We start from the raw sequence: 24,675 nt of genomic DNA, 5'->3' as shown, positions 1-24,675 counted from the left end.
CATTTTCGACGGCGCGAATTGCGCCAATCAAGTACGGCACCAAGAGTAGATTTACGACGAAGCCCGAGTTGTCTTTGCAGGCAATCGGCACTTTGCCAACCGATGTTGCAAATTCAAAAGCGGCGTCAAAAGTCTCTTGACTGGTTTGAATCGTGCGAACCACTTCCACTAATTTCATAATTGGCACCGGATTAAAAAAATGCAGTCCGACAAATTTATCCGGTCGTTGCGTAGCTGCGGCCATTTCGATAACGGTCAGGGATGAAGTGTTGCTCGCAAAAATCGTGGCGGCTGAACATACTTTGTCTAAAGTAGCAAACGTTTCCCTTTTTAATTTGATGTCTTCGGTAATTGCTTCAATTATCAAATCACAGTCCTTTAGATCTTCCAATTTCGTTGTACCGCTTAGATTCTTTAAAGTCGCTGCCTTTTGTTCGGAAGTCAGTTTACCCTTCTCGACGGACTTAGAGAGAAACCCATCGATTCGAGACAACCCTTTGTCCAGAAATTCCTGAGATACTTCCCGAACGACGGTTTCATAACCCGCTGCGGCCGCAACCTGTGCAATGCCGGACCCCATCAAACCGGCGCCGATGACGCCTACCTTTTTAATTGCCATGAATCCTCCAAAATAATTATCACATTTAGACAAGTTTCTCTTGCAAATAGTGGTGATCGATTCAACACCCACACCTCGTTGCTACAACGACTTCAGCCACGGATAAACACAGCGCGACGAAGTCGCAATCAAAAGATAAATTAACTTTAGCCACGGATTAACACTGATTTGACACGGATAAATTGAGTTTAGACTATGAAACTGAAAAAACAAAATTATGAAATCGTTGGGTTCAGCGTTTCAATTTTACTTCTGGTGACTTATCAATATCAGAGCCTCTCAGTAACAGGTTTTTGAAAAAAAGTGGCTTCAAAAGTTAGATTTTAAATCAGTGTTTTATCAGTGTTAATCTGTGGCTAAATATCTTTGTTCACATAATTCTAGCCGACCGAAACTTTGCTAAAAAAACACAATGTTGCAAGTTTGTAGTACAAAGAACTCAGAGATTTTAATTTATTTTCTAATGATTCCATCTTTCAGAAAGAGCATTTAATTCTTCCATGCTGCCATCTCTGATCTTCTCGTTTATTTAAAGTCTTTTCTCTGTGAGTTCTGTGCTCCTCAGTCTTCTCTGTGTCCTGTTTTGCAGAAATCACAAAGCAAGTGGTGATTTTTTCAAAAATAGCTGAAATTTTTTATAAAAGCAAGATGAAAGATGGCAAGAAGAATTTCGGGCAGGCTTATTTTGTTAGGGTTTTCAGGAAGATGTCGCGAGGTTTTATTCTATCCAGGGACAGGCTTATTTTCGCAAATGATAATTGCTGTCATGAATTTTGAACAGGATAGTTCTTGCAAGGTCAAAATATTTTTATATATTTGATGTTGAGACAATACCGACAATGAAACCGGGAGGGAATTTATGTTAATTCCTGGAGCGCACTCAGACAAAATCTTCCTATTCGGAATCCTGCTTCTCCTCGAATTTCCGCTCATGGCTCAGGATAGTAATTTCAGGTTTTCAATCCCCGAAATTGAGCGCATCCTGAAGTCTGGTGATTGGCAAGTCAGCGAAGTTTCCACCATCAGCCGTTTGGGTTCGGAAGCGTCCTATCAAGCCAAAAGAGCAACGCTTGAACTTTCCGCGGGTAAAACCCTGCGGATTAAATGGAAAACAGCGCCGAGGGCTGGAGAGGACTTTAACAATCAGCCGCGTTATGAAATCGCCGCATACGAGCTGCAAAAGCTTTTCCTGACGCCTGAGTATTATGTGGTTCCACCCACGCTTGGGCTGACTTTACCGGTTCAGCAATACCGCCAAATCGATAGAGACGTTTTGCCTACTTTTGATGGTACCCAATCCGTCATTTTTGTGGCTCAGTACTGGCTCGACCAGGTAACCCCCGAACATGTTTTTGACAGAGCTCGTTTTGACTCGGACACGACCTATGCCCGTCATTTGGCGAACATGAATATTCTTTCTTACCTGATCAAGCACCGCGATTCAAATGTGGGTAATTTCTTGATTTCCACCGATCCGAAAAATCCGCGGGTCTTTGCCGTCGACAATGGCGTTGCCTTTGAAAGTGAAGCAAGCGCTCGGGGCAGCGCCTGGCAGCGCCTTCGGGTTAAACGCTTGCCAAAAGAGACCATTGAACGGCTCCGCAACATTACCCCGGAAGATCTCGAAAAAAGTCTGGGCGTCGTGTTGCAGTTTACGGGGGTCGACGGGTTTCTGATTCAGATTTCTCCGACACCAAATTTAGATAAAAAACAAGGCGTCCGGCGAAAGGAGGGGTTGATTCAATTCGGGCTGACCGAAAGTGAAATTAAAGGTGTCTACAAAAGACTGCAAAAACTTATCGAGGAGGTTGATGCGGGAAAAATTCAGCTATTTTGATTTACACGATCAAGCCGGTCAGTGGCGCAGTTTTTTTCTTAAAAAAGATAGAGCCAAAAAATATTATGAACAGCGTTTGTATGCTGCTTCATCCCCTGGAAACTCTTTGGTATCCGACTTTTACCTCAGCTCTGGAACTTCCTTTTAATAAAAAATTCTACGATTTTTGGATTGATTAAATTCAGCAAAGGCAGGAACTTAAGTTTCGCAGGAATCACGACCTCTCGTTTTCTTTTTAGAATTGCTTTGATAATTGCCTGAGAACATTCTTCAAGAGAAACTGCGCTTTTGCTCTGTTTTTTGCTGGATTCGCCTCTCGGCTGACCGTCCATTGCCAGACTGTTTTGGCGCCAACCCGGATTCCTGATCCAGCTTGGCAGGGCAATCAGAATGTCGACTCCGGTGTCTTGAAGTTCGATTCTCAGCGAATCAAAAAAACCGTGCAGTGCATGTTTTGAAGCCGCATAGCCAGTATGAAGGGGCACGCCCTGCTTCCCTTGAATAGATGAGATCACTACAATCAAACCTTTGCTTTTTTTAAGATGAGACAATGCATGCTGAGTGCAGTTGACAGCGCCCAGATAATTGGTTGTCATCATTTTATTTAAAATGGATATATCTTCAATTTCTTCAAATTTTGCCCGCATGCCTATTCCAGCATTTGCTATCAAAATATCGAGAGCACCAAAACGGTCGAGGGTTAGGTCTGTTAATTTTTTGCAATCCTCGGGCTTTGTGACGTCACCGGAGAAAATGATGCAAGGGGAGTTGAATTGCGCGCAGAGGTTTTGGGTCTCTAATAATTTTTCTTGATTGCGGGCAAAGAGGACGAGGTTGGTATCGTACCTGGCGAGTTCCAGGGCAAGCGCTCTCCCGAGGCCGGATGAAGCTCCGGTTATGATGATGGATTTTCCGGAGAGCGTCATTCGAAATTAATGTTGATTTGACTCCGCTTTTTGGGTTTCGGCATCCAGTCGTTCAGTCCTACCATTTTCACCGTTTGCAGAACTGCCATTTCTGTCAAATTCCGCAACGTCCTGCTCTTTGAGCCCCCAATTTTGAAAGGGCGTTTCAGTTGGGATGATTTTGCCCGGGTTCATGACTCCTTTCGGATCTAAACCGAGCTTGAGCGCTTTCACCGCTTTGACGCCGGTCGTGGAAATATCATCTTCCAACCAAGGCATGTGCTCGTAACCCACCGCGTGATGGTGAGAGAGAGTCGCGCCATTTTTCATAAAAGCATCTTCAGCGGCTTTTTTTATGTAAAGGTATTGTTGCAAACCCTTGCCCGGTTCTTGCAGGGCGCCGAAGGTAAAATACAAACTGGTTCCGGTCTGGTAACTGTGACTAATGTGGCAGCCGAGAAAAGTCTTGCTGCCGGTGTTGCGAATGGCTTTGTCAAGCGCATCATAAGTTGCGTAGTAGAGCGGCAGAACGTTGCTCCACACCGTCGAGGTTTCACTGACATCGGCAATGATGTTACGGTCCATCACATAATCTCGCAGGTAAGGGAAATCGTATTTCCCTTTTTCAAAAGATTTTCCCGGGTCGGTGCCTAAATTAAAAGCGCCCTGTTTTTTGTAAATGGCGTTAACTCGTTTTTTAATGTAATTGAAGGTTTTCTTATCCCCTTCAAATGCGGTTAACATCAAACAGGCTTTATCAAGGTCGAATTTCTTATTGAGGTATGCTTTGACCCCTTTTGCCAAAAATGATTTAAATCCGGACGATTTGCTTTTGTAGGCAAACGAAAGCGCTGTCTTTTCGGAATCATTAAACCTTGTGATGACCGGCTGACACTCTTTTTCAACGCATTCGTGAATCGCCTCTGCGCCGCTCTCGAAATCCGGGAAAAGATAGCCGTAGAATTCTCTGCACTCGGGGATGTGATGGACTTGCATGGTCGCTTCTGTAATCACACCCAAAATGCCTTCGCTGCCAATACAGATATGATTGACGTCTATGCCGTTTGATGATTTCGGAACGGTTCTGGTGACGATGGTGCCACTAGGCGTGACCATGCGCAAAGAAATAACCATGTCTTCGATTTTGCCGTATTTGTCGCTTTGCATGCCTGCAGACCGGGTTGCGACCCAACCACCGAGGGATGAATATTCAAAGGAATCCGGAAAATGACCGAGTGTCACACCGAAAGAGCTGAGCTGATTTTCCATATCCGGTCCCATGACCCCCGCCTGGATTCGTGCTGTGCAAGATTCATGGTCTACCTCAATAACCTGGTTCATTCTTTTCATATCGAGAGAGACGACCATGCGGCCGTTGCGGCCTCGGGCTTCTAGACAGCCGGCGATATTCGAGCCGCCACCGAAAGGAATGATGATGACATCACATTCGGAGGCCGCTTTGATAATTGAGCAAACGTCATCTTCCGATTGCGGATAAATGACGCAATCGGCAGCCGCTTCGATGATGCCTCGCCGGATGCGCCACAAATCACGGAAACTCTTGCCATAAGCATGAATCAGCCTCTCTATTTTGTCTGTCTTAACCTGCTCTTCATTCAAAAGCGGTTTTATCGTAGTCAGAAACTTATTATTAAGTCTCTGCTCGGGCATTTCAATATCCTCGAATTTAACCGGAGGTGTATATATCTCCTGCTCGATTCCAAGAACGTTTTTGATGTAGGGCCATAAGTCAGGTTTACTTGCCATGTCGAATTCAATATTTTCGCCGCCCCAACCCCACCATTTCATTTGTTCAACTTTAGTTGACACCATTCTCCTCCTTTAATCTCAAAATGCTTTTTTCAAGCTCCGCCGTCAACAGACGATAACCCGACATGGGCTTGCCGTTCTTATTCTCATGGTTGAATTGTTCCGGGAAAATAGGTTGACCAATTGTAGCTTGTAGTCTTCCCGGTTTCATGAACGATTTTCCTTTGGGCATTGAATCATGGGTTCCTGTTATATAGACCGGAACTATTGGGAGCTTCAGCTCTGAGGAAATCATAGCTGCCCCGTGTCTGAAACTTTGAATTTGACCCGTTAAGGAGCGGGTTCCTTCGGGAAAAATGATGATGTTGCGGCTCCGGTCTTTAGTAAACTCTCTACATGCGGCCATGGCTTCGACCATGCTTTTGTAAGTGGATTTTCTATTTACCGGAATTAAGTTCATTAACGATCCTAAGAAAAATTTTCTGCTTCTATTTTCAAAAAAGTAGTCTGCGGCTGCCATCATCCCAAAGTTTTTAAAAGGGAGCCCTGAAGAAAGCATCAATACTCCTGTATCCATGTGGCTGTTATGATTACTGCAAAAAATAAATGGAGACTCAGGAATATTTTCCCGCCCCTGCACTTGCAACGGACAGTAAAGTGTGAAAAGCGTTTTACAATACAACTCAAAAGTTTTCTTTCCAGCCTTTTGAAAGAAGGTAAGCGGCTGAGACAGGTAGGCATACTCAGGTCCAAGTGAGATTTTTGCTAATGCATCCTGTAAGGATTTCACTATTTTCTCCCGTATTCCGCGTGAGACTGGGCAAATTCATCGCTGACAATCGCGCCACCCAGGGAGAGCTCCAGGGCAAGCGCACAAGCACAAACGATTTCGGCGAGCTTTTTAGAAGAATTCTTGCCGGAACACCCCAGCATTTCGAGATTAGCTTTTTGCTGTTTTAATCGCGTGCCGCCACCGACGGTACCGACACTGATAGAAGGCATGGTGAGCGTAGCATAAAGATCGTCTTTATTCCGGAGCTCAAACTCTATGGTACCGACGGCATTTTCAGCAACGCAGGCAATATCCTGGCCGGTCGCGAGATAAATTGCCGCGAGTGCGTTTGCTATATGCATATTTTTTCCAACAATCCCGGCTATGCGAGATCCCCTGCTTGAACATTTTAACCAGGCCTCAACATAATCCTCTGGTGTGCAGTGAAGTAATCTTTTAAAAAGCTTGCTTTTAATGAGCGCGCTCGCAACGACTTGATGACTTCTGCCTTGTAGAATGGTCTTGTAAGCAGGATTTTTGTCGCAATTAAAATTACTCTCAATATAATAGCGGATGAACTGCTCGGACTGATATTTTTCTTTAATAAACTTACATGCTTCAAAAGTCGCCATGGTCACTATGTTTTGTCCGGCAGCTTCCGCCGTATTATAAACAAAATCGAGAATAACACTGTCCTGAATGATATACGTATCGATTCTCAGGAGCTTGCCATGATTTGTAGTAGATTCCGCGGCCTTTTTGATCTGTTCAAAATTTTCATCTATCCACTTTGTGAACCTGGTGGTTTCATGGATTTCCTTGAATCTGAACATCGGACTCCGGGAAAGCTCTTGTTTGATGTGGGTGGTTTTGAACCCGCCGGAAAGATAGGTCAGGTATAAGCCCCGTGTCATAGACATACAAAGCGTGCCTTCCAGAGTGCAGAGCGGAATGTAATATTCTCCGTGGGCATAGGTTCCCGAAATTTTAAGCGGCCCGGCCACCGCCATCGGTACCTGCATAAAACCAACGTGATTTTCTATAATGCCTTTCAGATTCTCCGGGTCGTCGGGAGGCGCCTCGTTTAAGTAGAACCCGGTTTTTTCAACCAGCCACTTTCGTCTTTTTTCCGTGTGCTGTTTTGAGTAACCCCGTGGTGGTAGTAGACTGGACATAAATCCCCTATCAATAGTGAGTAAAAATAATGAACGAAAGGACGCTTTGTTCAATCATGCTAATAAAAAGTCATCCCTGCGATATTCTGAAAATGTTTGTCTAAGGTAAAAATACGAAACCCATGTTCAAGAGCTGTCGCTGCAATCCAAATATCATTTGTTGGAATTGGCGTGCCTGCTTTTCGGAGCTTTAAGTAAATTTCACTATAAAAGTCGGCAGTACTGTAAGTGACTGAACAAAGTTCTACTCGTGGAGAATCCAAGAATTCTTCAAATTGGGAAACTTGTTCAGATTGTTTTTTTCTGATGTTGAAACCGGCTAATAGCTCGCCTATTGAGATTGCACTTAGACCAATCATGTCCACTTTTTGCAACTTCTGGACAATTTCAGGATTCCCAAACATGGCTTCAATATAAATGTTCGTATCGATGAGGACTCGTTTCACTTCCACAAATCCTTATCAATTTTTCGCTGAGCTTCAATCTCATTTTTGATAGCATGATACTCTTCTTCATCCCACTTGCCGACAAGGGCATCTAGATCATGATGCCTTTTAGTAAACTTTTTCTCTTTCATTTGCCCAAAGTTCTTTTTTAGCAAATTAATGATGTATTGATTGACACTCAAAGATTCTTTTTGGGCTGCATCTTTAATTCTAGCGGCAAGCTCTTTGTCAAGGCCCCGGATTGTCAATACTTTCATTTAGCTAACCCTTTAATGATGTCAAAAATAGAATGCATTTTGAATGCAAAGTATGCAACCAAATATTGAAAATCAAGCGTTTTTTAGTAGATTTGCAAAGGGATTGCCATATTTAGCCATTGTGGTGAAAAATGTCAAGGAAAAATATGGCAAAGATTATCGTTTGAAAAAGGATTCTGGGTTTCGTGAATTGCATCTACACTTGGTGCTTTTTTCACAGTTTCTTTGTTTTAATGTAGAAGCAAATATCAGCTAAAAGTGCACAACTCACTGATTTTCCGTCGGTTTGATGCTTTCGAAAGCTCGTCTTTGCGAGAAGTTGCCCGGCGAGCTTAAGTACCACCACACTATAATAACCGGTTTACCTGAACATTTTTAAGGCCAACTTTGGAGATAGCAAGAAGGCCCGGCCACCTGTGATCAGGTAGCCGGCTAAATAGTATAAACTGAATTTAGTCTTTTTCACTGGTCCGGATTCTCTAATTTGATAATCGCAAAAGCCGCTCCCTGGGCATCCTGAATCACAGCGAATCTCCCTATCTCCGGAACATCTGTTGGAGGTGAGAGAATCTTGGCACCCAGTGATGTCGCTTTTTCAGCACTGGTGTCACAATCTTCCACGGCAAAATAGACCACCCAATTCGGCGGCACTTCTCCCCATTCTTTCTGGATTTCAAGCATGCCACCGGCAGGTCGCTCCCCATTCATAAACATGGTGTATGGCGGCGACCCCGAATCTGTATTGCTGGTCCAACCGAAGAGCCTGGTATAAAACTCACCGGCTTTTTGAGTATCGTTTGTAACAAGCTCGTTCCAGCACAGGGTTCCCGGATCATTGGTTAACTGCGCGCCGATGTGTTGGTTGGGCTGCCACACAGCAAAGGATGCCCCCGTTGGATCTTGAAACATCGCCATGCGGCCGGCGTCAAACACATCACACGGCTCCATCGTCACCGTTCCGCCCAGTGATTTAACTTTCTCAGTCGTTTCATCTGCACTTTTGACCGAAACGTACGAGTTCCAATGTGGATAAATGCCGCGGGATTTTTGTTCTTCATTCATCTGGTAGAGCGCAGCTACATTTTTGCCTTCTTTGTTGAGCATGGTATAAACCGCGTCTTCACCCACTGGCTGATCGTTAAAGCCTAAGCCGAATAGGTCGGCATAAAATTTCTTAGCGCCATCGCCGTCAGACGTGACCAGTTCTATCCAGCAAAAGGTGCCGGGAGTGTATTCGGAAATCTCCATTTTGCATCCTCCTTAATTGATAATTGAGTTTTATTGCTTTTAAAACGATTCATCCGCGAGGAATCGACAAGAAATATAAATGACTAAAAACTCTGATGATTGAGTACTTTATCAAGTTTGCGGGTAAGCCCCTCGAAAGTGCAGTACCCGTTCGACACTGGGATTATTTTTTCAGCTTCTTTCAATACTAAAGATGGAAAACCAAAGACACCCATTCTTCTGGCAGTTTCGAAATCACTTGCCGTTTCATCGATAATTTTCCGGGAATTGAACGTTAGTTGAAACGCCTCACTATCCACCCCAATTTTTCCGGCATTGTTGGATAACACCTCCGTTGTTGTTATGTCATGATTCTCAACATAAAAAGAATGGTGCAGCGATTCAAAATAGCTGAACACTAAATTCGGTTTTAGATTTCGAATGGTCACGACTGCACGGCAAGCGGGTTCGGTATTGTAAATAAAATTATCACGGTTAAAGAAATTAAATGAAAATGGTTGGCCGGTCATTTTGTTGACCTCTGTCCAATGGCCACGGATGTCTTGTTTTAGATCCTCAGTCAGATTTTCTGAAGTGCCTGCCCGCAGTCCGCCAACAATAACTGAAAACGCCAGATGATCCTGGAATTGTTTGCGAATTTCCTGCAAGACCGGAGAAAATCCCCAACACCAGGAACACATCGGGTCGCCGATATAGATGAGTTCTTTTTTCAAAGTTTGCCAACTCTATTTTAGGAATTAAAAACCCTCCGGATACAAAACCACTTTAACATAATTTTTTGCATTAAAATATTTTTGGGCTGCGCGTTGCACAGCTTTTAAAGTTAATTTTTCTATCAATTTGTCGTATTCCAAAATTTGCAATGGCTCTCTTTGATGATAATAAGAAAAGCGCAGAGAACTTAACCAGAATCTGTTTTCTTTTAAATCAGTCTCCCGGCTTCGACGCTGGTTTTCTTTTACTTTGTTCAGGTTTTTTTCCGTCGTTCCGAAGGTTTGTAAACTATCGATTTGCAAAAAGACAGTTTTAATTAGTTCATCAACTCTGTCCGGCGCGCAACCCCAGGAAATGTTGATGCTGTACTCTTCATCCGGGTAACGAGAAGTCGAAGCTGAGACCCCAACTCCGTAAGTTCCGCCCAAATCCTCGCGCAAAACTTCCCTGAGCTTAATTTGAAAGGCTCTTGCCATCGAGTTGATTTCGTAGTTGTTGCGGCGGTTCCACTCATAGGGTCCTGTGAAAATCATGGTCACTCGACTTTGATCTTCGATGCCTTTTTTAACATCTTTTTCAATAACGCCTCCGGGGGTCGTGATGCCGACATTTTTCCAACTCTCTTTTCGATTAGCGGAAGGCAAGCCGCCGAGATACTTTTGTACCAGCGGTTTCATTTGCTCGAGCTCAAAATTTCCCACAAAGAAAAAAGTGAAATCGCCGGCGTCGGCAAATCGGTCCTGGTAAATCTTAAATGATGTTTCCAGATTCATTTCGTCGAGAAGCTCTTCCGACCACGGCCGGGTGCGATGATGATAATTTGACATGGTAACTCGGATGGTGTCCTGATAAGCAGCCTGCGGACTCGCGTGGCGATTTTTGATGAATCCTTTCATGCGATTTTGAAAAGAAAGAAAGGCAGTGTTGTCCTTGCGCGGGGCTGTAAAATGGAGATAAATAAGCTCGAATAACGTTTCTAAATCTTTTGGTGACGCGTTGCCGGATAATCCCTCCTGCAGTGAACTGATCCACGGGGAGACGCCAGCCAATTTTCCGGCGAGCTTTTTTTGCAAAGCAATCCGGTCAAAATTGCCGAGGCCGCCCTCGCGGATGATTGCGGTTGCTGAGGCCGCAGCAATGAAATCTTTATCGGGAACCAGCGAGTGTCCGCCGGGGCTGGTAGCGGTAAACAAAATCTCGTCGTTTTTGAAATCGGTCGGCTTGAGCACAACTTTCACGCCATTGGACAAATCCCACTCCGTGACGCCCAACTTTTCTATTGTTTCCTGAGAGACGATCTTACCCGGAGTAGGTGGGATTTCGACCAACGGCAAGTCCGGTACTGTATCTTCATAGGGTTTGATTTCTTTTCGGTTAACCCGATCAAATACTGCTAAAATACCTTCCTCTGTCGGAGTTTTAATTTCCTCCTTTTCCGGAGTACTGACCGAAATGACTCGATTTTCATCGCGAATCAAATTTTTTGCTAACTGATTGACTTCTTCGGTTTTGATGCCGGGCAGTAGTAAATTGTACAAAGTGTATTCATACTCAATTCCCGGCAGAGATTCACCTTCAAGAAAATTACGGATGTATTCGGCGGCAAATTGCTCGGATTCGGTTTTGTCCCGTTCATTGTAGACTTGTTCAAAACCACGCAGCATTTCGGTTTTTTGTCGCTCCAATTCGGACTCGGTAAACCCGTGGCGTCTCACCCGGATGGCTTCGGTGAGCACTGCCTCAAGGCCGGCTTCGATACCATTGTCTTTGACGCCTGCGCCTAAAATATAAAAACTCTTAGAACGAATAAAAGTCCCTTGACTCGAAAAGCCGAACAAAAACGGCGGCTCCGGATTTTGCAGCAACTCATTGAGCCGGTTGTTGAGTATGCTGTTGTAAAGCGCTTCGATGAGTGACCGGCGATAGTCGCCAACAGTGCCTTTTTCCGGCACTTCATGTTTGTAATAGATACTGATATTTGAGCCGGTTGCTTCAACATCTGAGGCAGGGGCAAACAAAGTTTCTTTATGATTCGGAACCGGAAAGACCTGACGTTCTCTCGGTTTTTTGAGAACTCTAAGGCGTCTAAAATGTTTTTTAATTAATTTCTCGATCCAATCTTTATCAAAATCGCCTACCGCCACAACGGCCATCAAGTCCGGACGGTACCAATCCCGGTAAAATCTGCGCAAGGAATTGTAAGGCGCTGTTTCAAGAATTTCTTTTTTGCCAATCGGTAAGCGTTCGGCGTAGCGAGAATCTTTAAATAAAATGGGAAACTGCTTGTCGCGCATGCGGGCGCCGGCGCCGCGTCCCAGCCGCCATTCCTCAACCACCACTCCTCGTTCCTTGTCTATTTCTTCCTCCTCAAAACTTATGTTGTGCGCCCAGTCTTCCAGAATTTGAAATGCAGTTTCGACCGCCTCAACACTATCTGTTGGCACTTGCAACATGTAAACCGTTTCATCAAAGCTGGTGTAAGCATTGATGTCCGGGCCAAATTGCATGCCGATCGATTCCAAATAATCGACGATTTCCTGTTTGGCAAAATTCTTTGTACCGTTGAACGCCATGTGCTCTACAAAATGCGCCAGCCCCCGCTGGTCGTCATCTTCGAGAACAGAGCCCGCATTCACAGCCAAACGCAGCTCAGCGCGATTCTCGGGTTTCTTGTTTTCGCGGATGTAATATTTGAGACCGTTTCTTAATTTGCCAATTGTAATCGTGGGATCGGTGGGGAGTTCTTTTTTTAAGTCAATCGAAGTTTGGGATAAGCAAATAGAAAATGTAAAATTAAGAAAAAATAAGATGGAAAATATTTGTTTCATGATTCATCCTTTGTTAAAAAGTCCCTTCAGATAGGTTTTTTAGCCACGGATTATCACGGATAAAACACGGATTTGGTTTCAATAATATGAACAATTTAAATTATAAATCTGTGAACATCCGTGTTTATCAGTGGCTAAAATAGAATTTCCTTACAATTCATTCCAAAAAACCTTTTCAATCTTTCAACTTTGTTTTAACTACAATCTCAGAATGCAGCGTGCGGTGCACCGGGCACCGGTCAGCGATTTCAAGAAGTCTTTTCTTTTGTGCTTCATCAAGCGGACCGTGTACTTCAATCTCCCGCTCGATTTCATCGATTTTGACATTTTTATCTTCACATTCTTCGCAATCTTTGGCATAGACTTTTTGATGTTTTAATCTGACCACCACATCTTCCAAAGGCCACTTTTTGCGGTCGGCGTACATTCTTAAAGTCATGGAGGTGCAGGAACCGAGCGCGGCGACCAAGTAATCATACGGGGTTGGACCCAAATTTGTGCCACCCACCGAAATAGGTTCGTCGGCAATCAGGCTATGGCCATTGGCGTTTATTTCCGTTTGAAATCCCGACTTTCCGGTTCGTACGAAAATGCGGTTGTCCGTTAAGTCCGCTTTTTCAAGAGTCTGTGGGGAAATATCCAAATACTTGCCCGCCCAGGCCGAAATTATATGGCCGACATATTGCGAATCTTGTTCATCGGTAAGCAAGTGGTCGGCGTGATCGAGAGAAAGGAAGCTTTTGGGATGCCTGGCAGCCTCAAAAATTTTACCGGCATTTTCGACGCCGACAATATTGTCCACCGGCGAATGAAATATCAAAAGCGCCCGTTTTAAATTGCGGATCGACTCCTGCATTTTGGTTTGTTCGAGATCGTCGAGGAACTGCTTTTTGATTTTGAAAGTACGCCCGGCGATTGAAACCTCCGCTGCTCCCTCTTTTTCAATGGTTTCTTGCGTGCTGCCAAGGAGATGTTTTACATGCGTCGGGTCTGCGGGCGCACCTATTGTTGCTACAGCAAGGACGGATGGAATATTCCCTGCGGCTTGCAAAACCGCCGCGCCACCCAAGGAGTGGCCAATCAAAATTTTTGGGGCTTGGAATTTTTTCTCAAGAAAATCAGCAGCAGCAATGAGATCAGCGACATTTGAAGAAAAGTTAGTGTCGGCAAAGTCGCCTTCACTTTCGCCGAGACCGGTGAAGTCAAAGCGCAAAACCGCAATGCCTTCCCGGTTCAAAGCCTCGCTGATGTTACCCACTGCCCTGAGATTTTTTGAGCAGGTAAAGCAGTGGGCGAACAAGGCGAAAGCGACCGGTTCGCCGGTGAGAGGTAAATCGAGGCGAGCGGAGAGATTTTCGCCATTGGCATTTTTGAAGGATATTTTTTGAAATTGCATGCTCACCTCATAGCTATTTACGAGTAAAGAAATACCTTATTCCAATGCCGACATTTATGTCAAAGTCTGTTTTCGGAATCAATAGCAAGACCGGGACAAATTCCAGAAAGAGGTCCAGGGTTAGATTTTCAAAGTGGTAGTTCAATCCCAATGGCACACGTGCCCCCAGTCGGGTGTCATCATCCTTAAATTTTATGCTGCCGCCAATACCATAATAAAAAGGCAAACTCCCCGATTCCACTTGAATCAATTTAAAGTGATGAGAAAGGTAATCGCCATGAATCGTCAATGAATTTTTTCCTTCAAAAGACCAGGCAATTGCGAAGTCGACAGCGGTCGACCTGCCAAGCCAATTTTTAAAGCTGATACCGGTTGGTTCACCGAGGATCATGCCCAGGCCAAAGCCTTGGCCCTGTGCGTAAATTGAGTTACTAAAGAGGAGAATAAAGAATAATGAGGTAATAATTTTCTTAATCATATTTTTAGTTTCGTTCCTCCTACTCAAACTTTATTAATTTACTTGTAAATGCACTTTTAATTTTTTATTTTTGCAGCTTATAATTCTAAACAAATCAATATAGAATCGACAATAGACTTTTTCAATAGAAATCTCTTAAAGAACTTGGAGCAAAACTGCACGGAGTCAAAATAGGAAAATGAGCAGACCTTACGATTTTAAAAAAATTGAAGATAAATGGCGCGATTTCTGGAAAGAGCAGAAATTCTTTGAGCCCGATTTAAAAAGCACCAGGAAAAAACTCTATTACCTTAACATGTTTCCCTATCCATCCGGAGAAATGCACGTGGGTCACGGCCGCAACTGGCTTATCGGTGACGCCACTTGCCGCTATTTGATTATGAACGGCTATAATGTGCTCAACCCCATGGGCTTCGATGCTTTTGGCCTGCCCGCAGAAAACGCCGCCATCGACCGCGGTATTCATCCCAAAGAATGGACTTACAAAAACATCGAGAACTTCAAAAAGCAATTTCGGGAATGGGGCGTCGTCTTTGATTGGCGGCGTGAGCTCGCCACCTGCGATCCCGGCTATTATAAGTGGAATCAATGGCTGTTCATCCAACTTTATAAACGAGAACTGGCTTACCGCAAAGCTTCGTTGGTAAACTGGTGCCCGGGGTGTGACACGGTTTTGGCGAATGAGCAGGTAGTAGACGGGGCCTGCGAACGCTGCCACTCCGAAGTTATTAAAAAGAATTTGACCCAGTGGTTTTTTAAGATCACCGACTACGCCCAAGAGCTGCTTGACGATCTTGATAAATTGCAGCACTGGCCTGAGCGTGTGAAAATTATGCAGCGAAACTGGATCGGCCGCAGCGAAGGGGCGCTGCTTCGTTTCAAAGTGGCAGGCGCTTCAGAAGAAATCGAAGTTTTCACCACCCGCCCGGACACGCTTTACGGCGCTACTTTTATGGTTCTGGCGCCTGAGCATCCCTTAGTTGAGCGCTTGACAACTGCCGATCGAAAAAAAGACGTCGAAACTTATGTTAAAAAAACAGAATCTGAAAGCGACATCAAACGTCAGATCACGGATCGCGAGAAGACCGGTGAGTTTATTGGGGCCGATGCAATTAATCCTGCTAATGGCGAAAAAATTCCAATTTGGATCGCCGATTACGTGCTGATGGGGTATGGAACCGGCGCAATTATGGCAGTGCCGGCCCATGACCAGCGTGACTTTGAATTTGCCCGAAAGTTTGATTTGTCGGTTGTTCCGGTCATCCAACCTGAAGGTAAAGCTCTTGACGGAGCGACCCTGGAAGAAGCCTACCCTCATGACGGAGTCATGATCAATTCCGGCGCGTTCAACGGATTGCCCGCCGGCCCTGAAACCATCAAAAAAATGGTCGACTCGTTCGAGAAAGAAGGATACGGCAAAGGCGAAGTGAACTATCGTTTGCGCGACTGGCTCATTTCCCGGCAGCGTTATTGGGGCACGCCGATTCCCATGATTCACTGCCCGAAATGCGGCATTGTGCCGGTTCCGGAAGAGGACTTGCCGGTGCTTTTGCCTGACGTCGAATTTTTGGGAAAAAAGGGGCTTGCCGAAATCCCTGAGTTTTATGAAACCGACTGTCCCAAATGTGGCAGCGCGGCTCGGCGAGATACCGACACCATGGACACATTTGTTGATTCGGCGTGGTATTTTATGCGCTACCTCTCGCAAGATGACGACAAGAAAATTTTCGATTCTAACCAGGTCAACTCATGGCTGCCGGTTGATCAATATGTTGGCGGCATCGAGCACGCTATTCTGCACCTGCTTTACGCCCGTTTCATCACCAAGGCAATGCGGGATATGAAGTTGGTGAAATTCGATGAGCCATTTACCCGCTTGTTCACTCAGGGCATGATCACCCACGCGGCGTTTCGCTGCAAAGAGCATGGCTGGATTCCACCGCATGATGTCAAAGATAAAAATCTTTGTCCCCATGATGACCAGCCGCTAATTCAGGAATTGGCAAAAATGAGCAAATCGAAGAAAAATACAATCGCGCCCACAGAAATCATCGAAGAGTACGGCACGGACACGGAGCGGCTTTATACGCTTTTTATGGGTCCGCCGGAGCGAGAGATCGAATGGAACGACGAAGGGATTCGGGGCGGCTACCGGTTTCTGAACCGTCTGTGGACGATTGTGCAAAAATATAAAGATACTCTAAAAAATGTTACGCCTGCCAAGATCGATGGCGAGAAATTGAATAAACGGGATAAACAACTCTGGCATGTAATGAACGAAAAGACCTATGCCATAACCAAAGATTTCAAAAAATTTCATTTTAACACTTCGGTGGCAGCGGTCATGGAGTTTAACAACGAGCTTTATGATTATTCAGCGGCCTGTGATGCCGAAAGCCATGAACTAAATGCGCCGCTTCTTAAGCAAGCCATTGAGCAGCTTATTCTGCTGGTCTCGCCGATTACGCCATTTATTGCCGAAGAACTCTGGCGTGTGATTGGCAATGAAAGTGCAGTTCTCGAAGAAAACTGGCCGGCCTATGACGAAACCGCCCTCGAACGTGATGAAAAAACCATTGTCATCCAAATGAACGGCAAACTTCGAGATCAACTTCTCGTGCCCGCCAACATTGCCACCGATAAAGCCGAATTGGAAAAATTGGCGTTGCAGCAACTTGAGTCACGTTTGGCAGGGAAAACGGTCAGGAAGGTTATCGTAGTTCCTGGGAAATTGGTGAATTTGGTAGTAGGTTAATTTTGAATTAATGTTTTTGCAGCCACTGCAAGAACTAGCGCCACCGAAACATTGATATGTCCATTTATTTTTAAAAATTAATCATTTTTCATTGATTAATATAAAAATTAGAAAATGAAAGTGAAGATGAAAAAGGGAAAGCTCAGTCTATTTTAAACCGAATGCGCACCCGGCCGTTTTCTCGTAATTCATAACTGCTGACACTAAATTTGCCAATTTCATTTGTACGGCTGACGTGTTCACCACGACATGGCTGCGCATCAAACTCGCCAATCTTGACGATGCGGATTTCCTGGGTTTCGGCCGGGACTTTCCAAAGATCATATTCCTTGGCTTCTTCGCGGTGAACAAAAAAATAGGAGACCGAATGGTTGGCATTGATTTCTTGATTTACCAGCGTCTCTATCTGAATAATATCTTGCTCGTTTAAAGAGCGGGGAACTTCATAATCACATTTGGTCTTTTTCTCATTGAGGTGGAATTCTAAGTTGCGGGGCGCGTCGTAGAATTTTCGCATCACCACCGTGAGGATGTGTTCGGCAGTGTGCATGCGGGTGAGCTTGGCGGGCATCAATCCAGTTCGCTTAATTCATCTTCTACTTTTTGTTCCCATTTGTCTCCGTTTGGCTGACTCTCTGTCTTTTTATGTTGGGCAGGTTTTGTGGATTTGGCTTTCGATAAACTCCTTATGGTTTTTACGGCTATTAAACCGCCGAAAATGAAAACGATGGGAATAAGCCAATAAGCCATTTTTCCCAAAAAGTTTTTTTGTGACGGCGCTGCCAAGATACGTTCTCCATACTGCGGTTGCGCGGTAAAATAAGTGAGAATTTCCTCTTTGGTTTTGCTTTGTTCAAGTAATTCTGCAATCTTGTCGCGTACTTTGTGGGAGGCTGGGGATTCGTGCTGGTCAACGGTCATGTTCCAGCAACAGGGCGCTACTAAACTGTGTTCTATATCTTTTTGTAAGGATTGAAGATCATCGCTGCCATCAGATTCGAGGGCAGAAAGAAGCACGGCTGGAACGGCTACGAGGAGAAAAAGGGCGGCTGTAATTTGCAGTTCCTTCATAAGATAACCTCAGAATTATTCATTTAGAGAAGCCAGCCGCCCTTTAGCCAAATTAGCTTCTTCCGAGTCGGGATGCTGCTGAACGACTTCTTCTAAATATATCTTCCCTTGTTCGATTTCATCGATATTGAAATAAGCATAGCCAATTTTTAAAAGAGCTGAGGCGTTCTTGTCACTGTTTCGGTACCGGCGCACCACCTTTTCAAATTCTTCAATGGCGTTGGAGTAGCGGCCCTGGGCATAAAAAACTTCGCCGATCCAATATTGGGCGTTGCCTATTAAATCAGAATTGGGATACTGCCGGACAAATTGCCGGAAACCGGAGAGCGCTAATTGGTAATTGCCGCGGATTAAATCACGATAAGCCGTGTTGTAAAGTTCGCGTGACGAATCGACCGGGAAAGTTTGTGATCTGGCGGAAGTATCACCTGGCGCAGAAGTATTTTGGTCATTCGGTTGAAAAATATCCCTGGATGGCGACCTTTGATTTAAGTCACTGATTCTGTAATTGGTATCCTGAAGCAGGTTTTGAAGCGCATCCAATTTCTGGCGGACTTCATCGATTTGGGCTGTGAGATCAGCTTTATCCCGGCGGTTGGCGAGCTCTATCTCTGACAGTTGTTTCTTTAAAGTATCAATTTCTCTGCGTAGCTGCGAATTCTGATCCTTATAAAACTTAATCTCACGCTTCAAATTGTCAAACTGAGTCTGATTTGAACTAATTCGCTTTTGTGACGCGCAGCCCCAAAAGATGAACAACACCAAAATTGCCGTTATTAAATATAAAATTTTGTTCTTCATTTTTAAAAATTCATTATTGGGTTATTTTAAGAAATTCGGCTCTTCTATTTTTGTCCCAGGCATCAGGAGTATGTCTTGGGTCTAACGGCCTTTCTTTGCCGTAACTCAAAACAGTGATTTGATTTGGACTAATACCGTAATTAATTAAGTAATCCCGGGTGACCATTGCCCGCATTTCGCCTAACGCAAGATTGTATTCAACTGTTCCCCGTTCATCGCAGTGACCTTCGATTCGAACACTGACCGCCGGGTTCTCCAAAAGTTGGCGGGCGTTTTCTGCAAGCATTGCTTTTGCAGTCGGAGTGAGCGAAGACCGATCGAAATCAAAATTAATTGTCTTTAACACAAGAGGCTGTTTTGATTGAATGTCGTCTTCTTTGGGTGGATCAGGCTCTAAATTTAAATTAGCCGGTTCTTCAGTTACCGGGTCGGGTTCAGGAAATGGGTCCGGTTCAAAATTGACAGTTTCCTTACTGCCGCCACAACCTGCAAGTAGAACAAGAATACAAGCTAAAAGTATAAACTTCAAAATTGTTTGTCTTTTGTTCATCATATCCCTCCAAATTATAATAATAGTTTTAGATTATTTCAATTGGGCTGACCACGCAGGCGAATAATTTGTTCCGCCTGAAGTCAGGCTTTTTTGATCAGAACCATCCCAAAACATTGAATAGAGCCTTTTATTGCCGCTACGGGTTGAACTGAAAATCAGGCTAAACCCGTTTGGAGACCACGACGGATCCTCATTGCTGCCGCTGCTGTCGGTGAGCCGCATCTGGTTTTCGCCGGTGACATCAATTGTATAAATATCGAAACCACTCTGAGTTCTCGAAACAAAAGCGATTTTGTCACCGCGCGGCGACCAGCTTGGGGAATCGTTATAACCGCCTTCAAAAGTAAGGCGCCGGACATTTACTCCATCCGAATCCATAATGTAAACTTGTGGCGAACCGGACCTGTCGGAAGTGAAAGCGATTTCTCGATTTGTAGGCGACCACGTTGGCGATGAATCGATGGCGCGGTTGTAAGTTAGTCGCCTGATTTTTTTCTTTTCAACTTCCAAAATGTAAAGCTCCGCATTGCCGTCCTTTGACAGTGTTAAAGCAATCTTCGCGCCGTCCGGGGACCAGGCCGGTGCCGAGTTCAATCCTTTCCGATTTGACAAACGAATTTGAGAGTTGGTTCGAAGATTGAAAACGAAAAGGTCAGGGTTGCCGGTTTTGTAGGAAGTGTAACAAATTTGCGTGCCCTCCGGCGACCAGGCGGGGGAGAGGTTGATACTTTTATTAGAGGTCAAGGTCGTTCGGTTATGTCCATCATAATCCATAACCGAAATTTCTTTTGCGCCGTTACTTTGTTCACTCACAAATGCTACTTTGGACCTCGCGATCCCTTTTTCCCCGGTCAAGCTGTAAACGATATCGTCGGCGATTTTGTGGATCAGATACCTTTCTTTTCCGATTTTATTTGTGTACTCGAGTTTAATAATTGTTCTGCCGGAGGCGTTATCAATGAGATGGGGCTGAATGGAAATCCTATTGTTATTGAAATTGAGATTGAAGCTGCCGCTTACTTGTGCTAAAGCGCCGGTACTGCCCCGTGTGTCGACACTGTTACCGTTTTTATTATTTTGCGGCGCCCCCGATTTTTTATTTACTTTAAAATAACCGGACATCCAGAGGTCATTGCTCAAAACATCGTTTATTAAATCGGTCATCTCGGCGGCTTTGTTCCCGTATTCTCCTTCGAAATTGTACAAATCGATTTCCATCCGCTGGAAGGTTTTGGTGTACACTCTTAAGTAGACATCTGTTTGTGCAATTGCTTCAACCGCAAAGAAGAGGCAGGGTAAAATCAATAAATAAGACGTGATTTTTTTAGAACTTATATTCAACTTCAATTTCCTTGTGCAAATTCAAAATGGACACCGAGTGAAGGTTCGGGAAAATCAAACGGCAGAGGGGGCAGTGGACTGGCAAGTGTCACAGCCCGCAAAGCGGCTTGATCGAATCGGGAATCTCTGGATTTACTTTCAAGCGATAGATTGGTCAATTTTCCGTTACGTTGTATTTTGAAATAAACGACTGCCTTTTTAAAAAGTGACTGCCTGCTCGAAGAGAAAGGAGGCTCCCAATTGGCCTGAATCCGGGATTGCAATAGTGCAAGATAATAGGAAAATGGAAATTCCTTTACATCCAAGCGAACTTTCTCGCTGCCGACCGTTGATTTACCTTCGTTTGATTTTTCAGGGGTTTCTTTCTGTTTTGGCGGCTGCTCCTCCGGTTCCTCTTCGACTTTCTTTTTTTCAACCGTCACACCTTCTAATTTCCTGGGCTGGGGCTTAACCTTCTGTTGTTTTGGTTTGAGTTTTTCAACTTCGGGAGCCTTAAATGAAACAGGCTCTATTTGAACTAATTCGACCGGGATCACGGTTGGATATCCTTCGAACTTCCGAGGTTCAGAACGGTAGAGAAATATGGCTGCAAAAATAATAATATGGAGAGCAAAAGAGAATAGAATATTTGATTTCATCGGAAGTTAATATCCAAATCCCTGACTTGTATCAGTACAAACCTAACGTTGCCGCGGTTTCAAAACCAGACCTAATTTTTCAATTTCCAATTCTTTGAGGAGATCCATTACTCCAATGACGTGGCCATAAGAGACTTCTTTGTCGCCCTGCAGCAGGATCGGTTTCAATCGATTGGAAACCTTGCGTTTTACCAAACGTTCGCGCAGAACTTGTAAGTTTATTTTTTCCCTTTCCCAAAAAAGGTCGCCGTTTTTAGCAACCGTTAAAACGATTGCTTTTCCCGGGTCAATCTCTTTTGCAACCGTTTGCGGCAGTTCAACTTGCATTCCAGAACGCAGAAGCGGTGCGGTTATCATGAAGATAATCAGTAAAACCAGCGTGACGTCTACCAGGGAGGTCACGTTTATTTCCGAAAGGCTGGTATATTTACCGGACTTCATGAGTTTCCTTTTTCGAAAAAGCTTCGATTAAATTTGAATAAAATATTTCCAATTCCGAGCTGATGCGCTTGAGTTTGTTAACAAAATAATTATAACCCATAACCGCAGGAATCGCTGCCCCTAAACCGGCAAGGGTTGTAATAAGTGCTTCGGCAATTCCTGGGGCCACCACACTTAGATCGGCAGAACCCGTAAATCCAATCGCAAGAAACGCGTTCATGACCCCCCAAATCGTGCCAAATAAACCAAAAAATGGACTGACGCTGCCTGTTGTTGCCAGAAAAACCAAATTTTTTTCAAGACCTAAAACTTCACGGCTGGCTACGGAATCAAACAAACGTACGAGATCATCAGATGTGTGCTCGGCCTTTGTTTTCTGCTCCCGCAGCAAATCCATACCCCCTGCTAAAGATGGATTTGAGGCAGGGTCTTCGCTTTTGTTAAAAAGCCAGTAAGCTTCCTTGAAAACGGTTGCAAATGGATTTTTGGGATACTGCCTGCTCGCCTGCAGAATTTCTTTGACGCCTTTGCGCAATTGGAACAATCGCATAAAATCATCTGTTTCTTTACCAACCCGTCTAAAAACCCGCAATTTATCCAAAATAATTCCCCAGGAAATAATGGAAAATATGGCAAGTAATCCCAGGACAATTTTGGCAACGATGCCGGCATTGAGTACAAGATCCAAAGCGCTAGGAGTAAGGGGTGCTTGCTGCACAATTGGCTCGCTAACTTGCGTTAAGACTGCAATAAATGTCATGAAAGAAAACTCCGAATTATAGGGTGTTTTGCGTTAGCGTTTTTACATTCTTGAGGATTGGAAGTTCCCTAATGTCTAACTGATTCCATAGCTCAAAGGGATGGAATCGCTGGACATCATAAAAAAAGCAAGGCATTGCTAATCACCTTGCTTGCAAACGTTTCTTTCAAAAGGCTTAAAATTATAAAATAGCTAATATTTCATCATCTGATAAAAACAGGTATTCGCCACCGCCGCTTTTCCATTCGTCGCCGGCGTATTTGCCAAATAAGATTTTGTCGCCTTTCTTCACTGACATTGGAATTTTTTTACCGTTCTTATCAACCTTTCCGGTACCAACTGCAACGACTTCGCCTTTTTGCGGTTTTTCTTTTGCAACGTCAGGAATAATGATGTTACTGGCTGTTTTCTCTTCCGCCTCTAATCTTTTGATTAAAACGCGATCCCCTAATGGCTTAATGTTCATTTTCTCCTCCTTTAGTTTAGTTCTTTTAATCTTGGCTCTAAATGGCGAACCCTGCAAGGTTTGCCGCCATCCTCATATTCACAGTCCCCCCAGTAAAAACAATTCATTGAACAAATCGGCGCGTCTTGTAAGAAATCTGCCCGTTCCGGAAATTCTTTGGCATAATTTTCAACTTGTTTGCGCCAGCGGTATTTTTCAAGAATTTCTTTTACGCCTTTTTTGCCTAATAGGTTGACCCTGATTAATGCTGAAAGGTCTTTAGATGCTTGTGATTTTGGGTTATTTAAAAGAAACGGTTTTACATTTTTAACCGCTGCTCTCACCTCATGATCGTAAGAAATATATCCTAAATATTCTATGTGAATTGATAGAAGCTCCATTGCCGCCGCCTGAATCGCTTTGCCTTCTTTAAGATCTTCATCATCCTTAACCATGTTGAGAATAAGTCTTGGGCTGAAATTATCCAACACGTTCTTGAATACATTAAATGCTTGTTCATTGATTTTTTTGACTTGCTGCAGCAGATCGCCGATGGTAAGGTGGGTCTTACCGGGTTTGTTAATCTCATCACTGGCAATGAGCTCCATGGCCTCAGGAAAATTTTTAAGCACCCGATTCAGCTCCCGCATCAAACAGATTTTTAAAAAACCGAAAGCTTCATAAATAGAAGTCGGCTCAGGTGTTACAACCAGAATTTTCTCATCGGCGAGCAGAAAAAAATCGATAGTGTTGTAAGAGGAACCGGCGCCCAGATCGAGGAAAACAGCATCTGCCGGCAGGTGCTTTAGTTCACGAATAAAACGCTGTTTCTGAAAATATTTCGGGTTTGCAAGTCCCAGAGTCCCGCACGCCCCGCTGATTATTCGCAGGTTTTCAATCGGCGTGTCTAAGACAATCTGACTCAAGTTGTCTTTTTGCAGCGAATAAAAATCAAAGAACGTATATTCCGGTTCCAGAATTCCCATACAGGTATGAAGATTTGCGCCGCCGAAATCGCCGTCCACTATAATGACATCGCTTCCCATTGAAGAAAGAGCCACCCCGATTGAGCAGGTTAGTACGGTTTTGCCAACCCCTCCTTTACCACTTGCAACTGCATAAAGTTTGCATTTATGCGCGCCGTTTTTGCTATTTGTGGGAAAGAACCTTTTTAGCTCATCAACTTGAGCGGCCGACATCCAGTCATCTAAATTTTCACTCCAAACCAAATCATCCCTGGATACACTTCCCTCTCTGGCCAGAGTTTTAAATTCATCTAAAGTTACCGGGCCGTACTCTTTTTCTTCTACTTTAATGAAAATGTTTTCCATATTTTCCTCTTTTGCTGCGATCGACGATGAGAGTTTTTTTATTGAATTATGTTTGAGCTGGGAGGTCCTTTTTCCTCAACAGAGGACTCACGAT

25 protein-coding genes are annotated in these 24,675 nt (G+C 44.2%); 3 read left to right on the top strand and 22 right to left on the bottom strand.

The genetic code is table 11. The annotated features are described in order from the left end of the window. Positions 1–619 (bottom strand): 3-hydroxyacyl-CoA dehydrogenase family protein (locus IH879_01480; GenBank protein MCH7673607.1); only part of this gene is annotated, 619 nt, incomplete at its 3' end. An 859-nt stretch (positions 620–1,478) separates the two neighbouring features. Between IH879_01480 and IH879_01475 the strand changes: the two genes are divergently transcribed. Continuing rightward, on the top strand, positions 1,479–2,456 hold the full coding sequence (locus IH879_01475; GenBank protein MCH7673606.1) for a hypothetical protein: 978 nt from the start codon (positions 1,479–1,481) through the stop codon (positions 2,454–2,456). Between the two features lie 125 nt (positions 2,457–2,581). On the opposite strand, the gene IH879_01470 is transcribed toward IH879_01475, so the two are convergent. From IH879_01470 to IH879_01445, 6 genes are read right to left on the bottom strand one after another with little or no spacing between them, the layout of a single operon-like run. Beyond that, positions 2,582–3,382 (bottom strand): SDR family oxidoreductase, encoded by an 801-nt coding sequence (locus tag IH879_01470; GenBank protein MCH7673605.1) that lies wholly within the window; start codon positions 3,380–3,382, stop codon positions 2,582–2,584. Between the two features lie 6 nt (positions 3,383–3,388). Further along, positions 3,389–5,191 carry an FAD-binding oxidoreductase gene (locus IH879_01465; protein MCH7673604.1) on the bottom strand — a complete coding sequence of 601 codons (1,803 nt, stop codon included), beginning with the start codon at positions 5,189–5,191 and terminating at the stop codon, positions 3,389–3,391. Beyond that, positions 5,181–5,921 (bottom strand): 1-acyl-sn-glycerol-3-phosphate acyltransferase, encoded by a 741-nt coding sequence (locus IH879_01460; protein MCH7673603.1) that lies wholly within the window; start codon positions 5,919–5,921, stop codon positions 5,181–5,183. Before IH879_01460 ends, IH879_01465 begins: the two co-directional genes overlap by 11 nt. Beyond that, positions 5,921–7,078: a hydroxymethylglutaryl-CoA reductase gene (locus tag IH879_01455; GenBank protein MCH7673602.1), complete on the bottom strand. Its 1,158-nt coding sequence runs from the start codon at positions 7,076–7,078 to the stop codon at positions 5,921–5,923. Before IH879_01455 ends, IH879_01460 begins: the two co-directional genes overlap by 1 nt. A gap of 59 nt (positions 7,079–7,137) precedes the next feature. Next, positions 7,138–7,524, bottom strand: a complete 387-nt coding sequence (locus tag IH879_01450) for a type II toxin-antitoxin system VapC family toxin (GenBank protein ID MCH7673601.1) — start codon at positions 7,522–7,524, stop codon at positions 7,138–7,140. After that, positions 7,521–7,781 (bottom strand): antitoxin, encoded by a 261-nt coding sequence (locus IH879_01445; GenBank protein ID MCH7673600.1) that lies wholly within the window; start codon positions 7,779–7,781, stop codon positions 7,521–7,523. Before IH879_01445 ends, IH879_01450 begins: the two co-directional genes overlap by 4 nt. Positions 7,782–7,824: 43 nt before the next feature. On the opposite strand from IH879_01445, the gene IH879_01440 reads away from it, so the two are divergent. After that, complete coding sequence (locus IH879_01440; GenBank protein ID MCH7673599.1) at positions 7,825–8,037, top strand: hypothetical protein; 213 nt, start codon at positions 7,825–7,827, stop codon at positions 8,035–8,037. A 206-nt stretch (positions 8,038–8,243) separates the two neighbouring features. On the opposite strand, the gene IH879_01435 is transcribed toward IH879_01440, so the two are convergent. The 5 genes from IH879_01435 to IH879_01415 form a co-directional block, all read right to left on the bottom strand. Next, positions 8,244–9,029 carry a VOC family protein gene (locus tag IH879_01435; GenBank protein MCH7673598.1) on the bottom strand — a complete coding sequence of 262 codons (786 nt, stop codon included), beginning with the start codon at positions 9,027–9,029 and terminating at the stop codon, positions 8,244–8,246. An 83-nt stretch (positions 9,030–9,112) separates the two neighbouring features. Then, the gene (locus tag IH879_01430; protein ID MCH7673597.1) at positions 9,113–9,742 is read right to left on the bottom strand and encodes a DsbA family protein; all 630 of its coding nucleotides are present in this window, start codon (positions 9,740–9,742) and stop codon (positions 9,113–9,115) included. Between the two features lie 24 nt (positions 9,743–9,766). Continuing rightward, on the bottom strand, positions 9,767–12,571 hold the full coding sequence (locus IH879_01425; protein ID MCH7673596.1) for an insulinase family protein: 2,805 nt from the start codon (positions 12,569–12,571) through the stop codon (positions 9,767–9,769). A gap of 175 nt (positions 12,572–12,746) precedes the next feature. Continuing rightward, a complete protein-coding gene (locus IH879_01420) occupies positions 12,747–13,967 on the bottom strand; it encodes an OsmC family protein (protein MCH7673595.1) in 1,221 nt (406 codons plus the stop codon). Between the two features lie 13 nt (positions 13,968–13,980). Beyond that, the gene (locus tag IH879_01415) at positions 13,981–14,445 is read right to left on the bottom strand and encodes a hypothetical protein (GenBank protein ID MCH7673594.1); all 465 of its coding nucleotides are present in this window, start codon (positions 14,443–14,445) and stop codon (positions 13,981–13,983) included. A 178-nt stretch (positions 14,446–14,623) separates the two neighbouring features. Here IH879_01415 and IH879_01410 point away from each other — a divergent pair, with 178 nt between their 5' ends. Next, positions 14,624–17,200 (top strand): leucine--tRNA ligase, encoded by a 2,577-nt coding sequence (locus IH879_01410; GenBank protein MCH7673593.1) that lies wholly within the window; start codon positions 14,624–14,626, stop codon positions 17,198–17,200. Between the two features lie 142 nt (positions 17,201–17,342). Here IH879_01410 and IH879_01405 read toward each other — a convergent pair whose 3' ends face one another. The 10 genes from IH879_01405 to IH879_01360 all read right to left on the bottom strand — a co-directional run bounded on the left by IH879_01405 (position 17,343) and on the right by IH879_01360 (position 24,581). Further along, complete coding sequence (locus IH879_01405) at positions 17,343–17,771, bottom strand: hypothetical protein (protein MCH7673592.1); 429 nt, start codon at positions 17,769–17,771, stop codon at positions 17,343–17,345. Next, positions 17,771–18,271, bottom strand: a complete 501-nt coding sequence (locus tag IH879_01400) for a cytochrome c-type biogenesis protein CcmH (protein ID MCH7673591.1) — start codon at positions 18,269–18,271, stop codon at positions 17,771–17,773. The genes IH879_01405 and IH879_01400 overlap by 1 nt, the downstream gene beginning before the upstream one ends. 15 nt (positions 18,272–18,286) lie before the next feature. Continuing rightward, complete coding sequence (gene ybgF / locus IH879_01395; GenBank protein MCH7673590.1) at positions 18,287–19,072, bottom strand: tol-pal system protein YbgF; 786 nt, start codon at positions 19,070–19,072, stop codon at positions 18,287–18,289. A gap of 13 nt (positions 19,073–19,085) precedes the next feature. After that, positions 19,086–19,625 (bottom strand): OmpA family protein, encoded by a 540-nt coding sequence (locus tag IH879_01390; GenBank protein MCH7673589.1) that lies wholly within the window; start codon positions 19,623–19,625, stop codon positions 19,086–19,088. A 30-nt stretch (positions 19,626–19,655) separates the two neighbouring features. Beyond that, a complete protein-coding gene (tolB, locus tag IH879_01385) occupies positions 19,656–20,966 on the bottom strand; it encodes a Tol-Pal system beta propeller repeat protein TolB (GenBank protein ID MCH7673588.1) in 1,311 nt (436 codons plus the stop codon). A gap of 2 nt (positions 20,967–20,968) precedes the next feature. Further along, positions 20,969–21,604 carry a TonB family protein gene (locus IH879_01380; protein ID MCH7673587.1) on the bottom strand — a complete coding sequence of 212 codons (636 nt, stop codon included), beginning with the start codon at positions 21,602–21,604 and terminating at the stop codon, positions 20,969–20,971. 42 nt (positions 21,605–21,646) lie between these two features. Further along, positions 21,647–22,045, bottom strand: coding sequence for a biopolymer transporter ExbD (locus IH879_01375; GenBank protein ID MCH7673586.1), 399 nt, complete (start codon positions 22,043–22,045; stop codon positions 21,647–21,649). Further along, positions 22,032–22,805, bottom strand: a complete 774-nt coding sequence (locus IH879_01370; GenBank protein MCH7673585.1) for a MotA/TolQ/ExbB proton channel family protein — start codon at positions 22,803–22,805, stop codon at positions 22,032–22,034. The genes IH879_01375 and IH879_01370 overlap by 14 nt, the downstream gene beginning before the upstream one ends. Before the next feature lie 181 nt (positions 22,806–22,986). Further along, positions 22,987–23,271 carry a co-chaperone GroES gene (gene groES / locus IH879_01365; protein MCH7673584.1) on the bottom strand — a complete coding sequence of 95 codons (285 nt, stop codon included), beginning with the start codon at positions 23,269–23,271 and terminating at the stop codon, positions 22,987–22,989. A gap of 11 nt (positions 23,272–23,282) precedes the next feature. Continuing rightward, on the bottom strand, positions 23,283–24,581 hold the full coding sequence (locus IH879_01360; protein ID MCH7673583.1) for a DUF4339 domain-containing protein: 1,299 nt from the start codon (positions 24,579–24,581) through the stop codon (positions 23,283–23,285). Between the last annotated feature and the right edge of the window lie 94 nt (positions 24,582–24,675).

The organism is candidate division KSB1 bacterium, assembly GCA_022562085.1.
GTDB lineage: Bacteria > Zhuqueibacterota > Zhuqueibacteria > Oceanimicrobiales > Oceanimicrobiaceae > Oceanimicrobium.
The sequence above is the reverse complement of the archived record's forward strand: the minus strand, read 5'-3'. Positions and strand labels throughout refer to the sequence as shown.

What these genes read in the sequence shown, in the direction of transcription:
- IH879_01370 (MCH7673585.1), bottom strand. Translation starts at nt 22,805, where the DNA reads ATGACATTTATTGCAGTCTTAACGCAAGTTAGCGAGCCAATTGTGCAG.
- IH879_01380 (MCH7673587.1), bottom strand. Translation starts at nt 21,604, where the DNA reads ATGAAATCAAATATTCTATTCTCTTTTGCTCTCCATATTATTATTTTT.
- IH879_01375 (MCH7673586.1), bottom strand. Translation starts at nt 22,045, where the DNA reads ATGAAGTCCGGTAAATATACCAGCCTTTCGGAAATAAACGTGACCTCC.
- groES (MCH7673584.1), bottom strand. Translation starts at nt 23,271, where the DNA reads ATGAACATTAAGCCATTAGGGGATCGCGTTTTAATCAAAAGATTAGAG.
- IH879_01425 (MCH7673596.1), bottom strand. Translation starts at nt 12,571, where the DNA reads ATGAAACAAATATTTTCCATCTTATTTTTTCTTAATTTTACATTTTCT.
- IH879_01400 (MCH7673591.1), bottom strand. Translation starts at nt 18,271, where the DNA reads ATGAAGGAACTGCAAATTACAGCCGCCCTTTTTCTCCTCGTAGCCGTT.
- IH879_01470 (MCH7673605.1), bottom strand. Translation starts at nt 3,382, where the DNA reads ATGACGCTCTCCGGAAAATCCATCATCATAACCGGAGCTTCATCCGGC.
- IH879_01410 (MCH7673593.1), top strand. Translation starts at nt 14,624, where the DNA reads ATGAGCAGACCTTACGATTTTAAAAAAATTGAAGATAAATGGCGCGAT.
- IH879_01405 (MCH7673592.1), bottom strand. Translation starts at nt 17,771, where the DNA reads ATGCCCGCCAAGCTCACCCGCATGCACACTGCCGAACACATCCTCACG.
- IH879_01415 (MCH7673594.1), bottom strand. Translation starts at nt 14,445, where the DNA reads ATGATTAAGAAAATTATTACCTCATTATTCTTTATTCTCCTCTTTAGT.
- ybgF (MCH7673590.1), bottom strand. Translation starts at nt 19,072, where the DNA reads ATGAAGAACAAAATTTTATATTTAATAACGGCAATTTTGGTGTTGTTC.
- IH879_01440 (MCH7673599.1), top strand. Translation starts at nt 7,825, where the DNA reads ATGCAAAGTATGCAACCAAATATTGAAAATCAAGCGTTTTTTAGTAGA.
- IH879_01455 (MCH7673602.1), bottom strand. Translation starts at nt 7,078, where the DNA reads ATGTCCAGTCTACTACCACCACGGGGTTACTCAAAACAGCACACGGAA.
- IH879_01435 (MCH7673598.1), bottom strand. Translation starts at nt 9,029, where the DNA reads ATGGAGATTTCCGAATACACTCCCGGCACCTTTTGCTGGATAGAACTG.
- IH879_01445 (MCH7673600.1), bottom strand. Translation starts at nt 7,781, where the DNA reads ATGAAAGTATTGACAATCCGGGGCCTTGACAAAGAGCTTGCCGCTAGA.
- IH879_01475 (MCH7673606.1), top strand. Translation starts at nt 1,479, where the DNA reads ATGTTAATTCCTGGAGCGCACTCAGACAAAATCTTCCTATTCGGAATC.
- IH879_01360 (MCH7673583.1), bottom strand. Translation starts at nt 24,581, where the DNA reads ATGGAAAACATTTTCATTAAAGTAGAAGAAAAAGAGTACGGCCCGGTA.
- IH879_01390 (MCH7673589.1), bottom strand. Translation starts at nt 19,625, where the DNA reads ATGATGAACAAAAGACAAACAATTTTGAAGTTTATACTTTTAGCTTGT.
- IH879_01420 (MCH7673595.1), bottom strand. Translation starts at nt 13,967, where the DNA reads ATGCAATTTCAAAAAATATCCTTCAAAAATGCCAATGGCGAAAATCTC.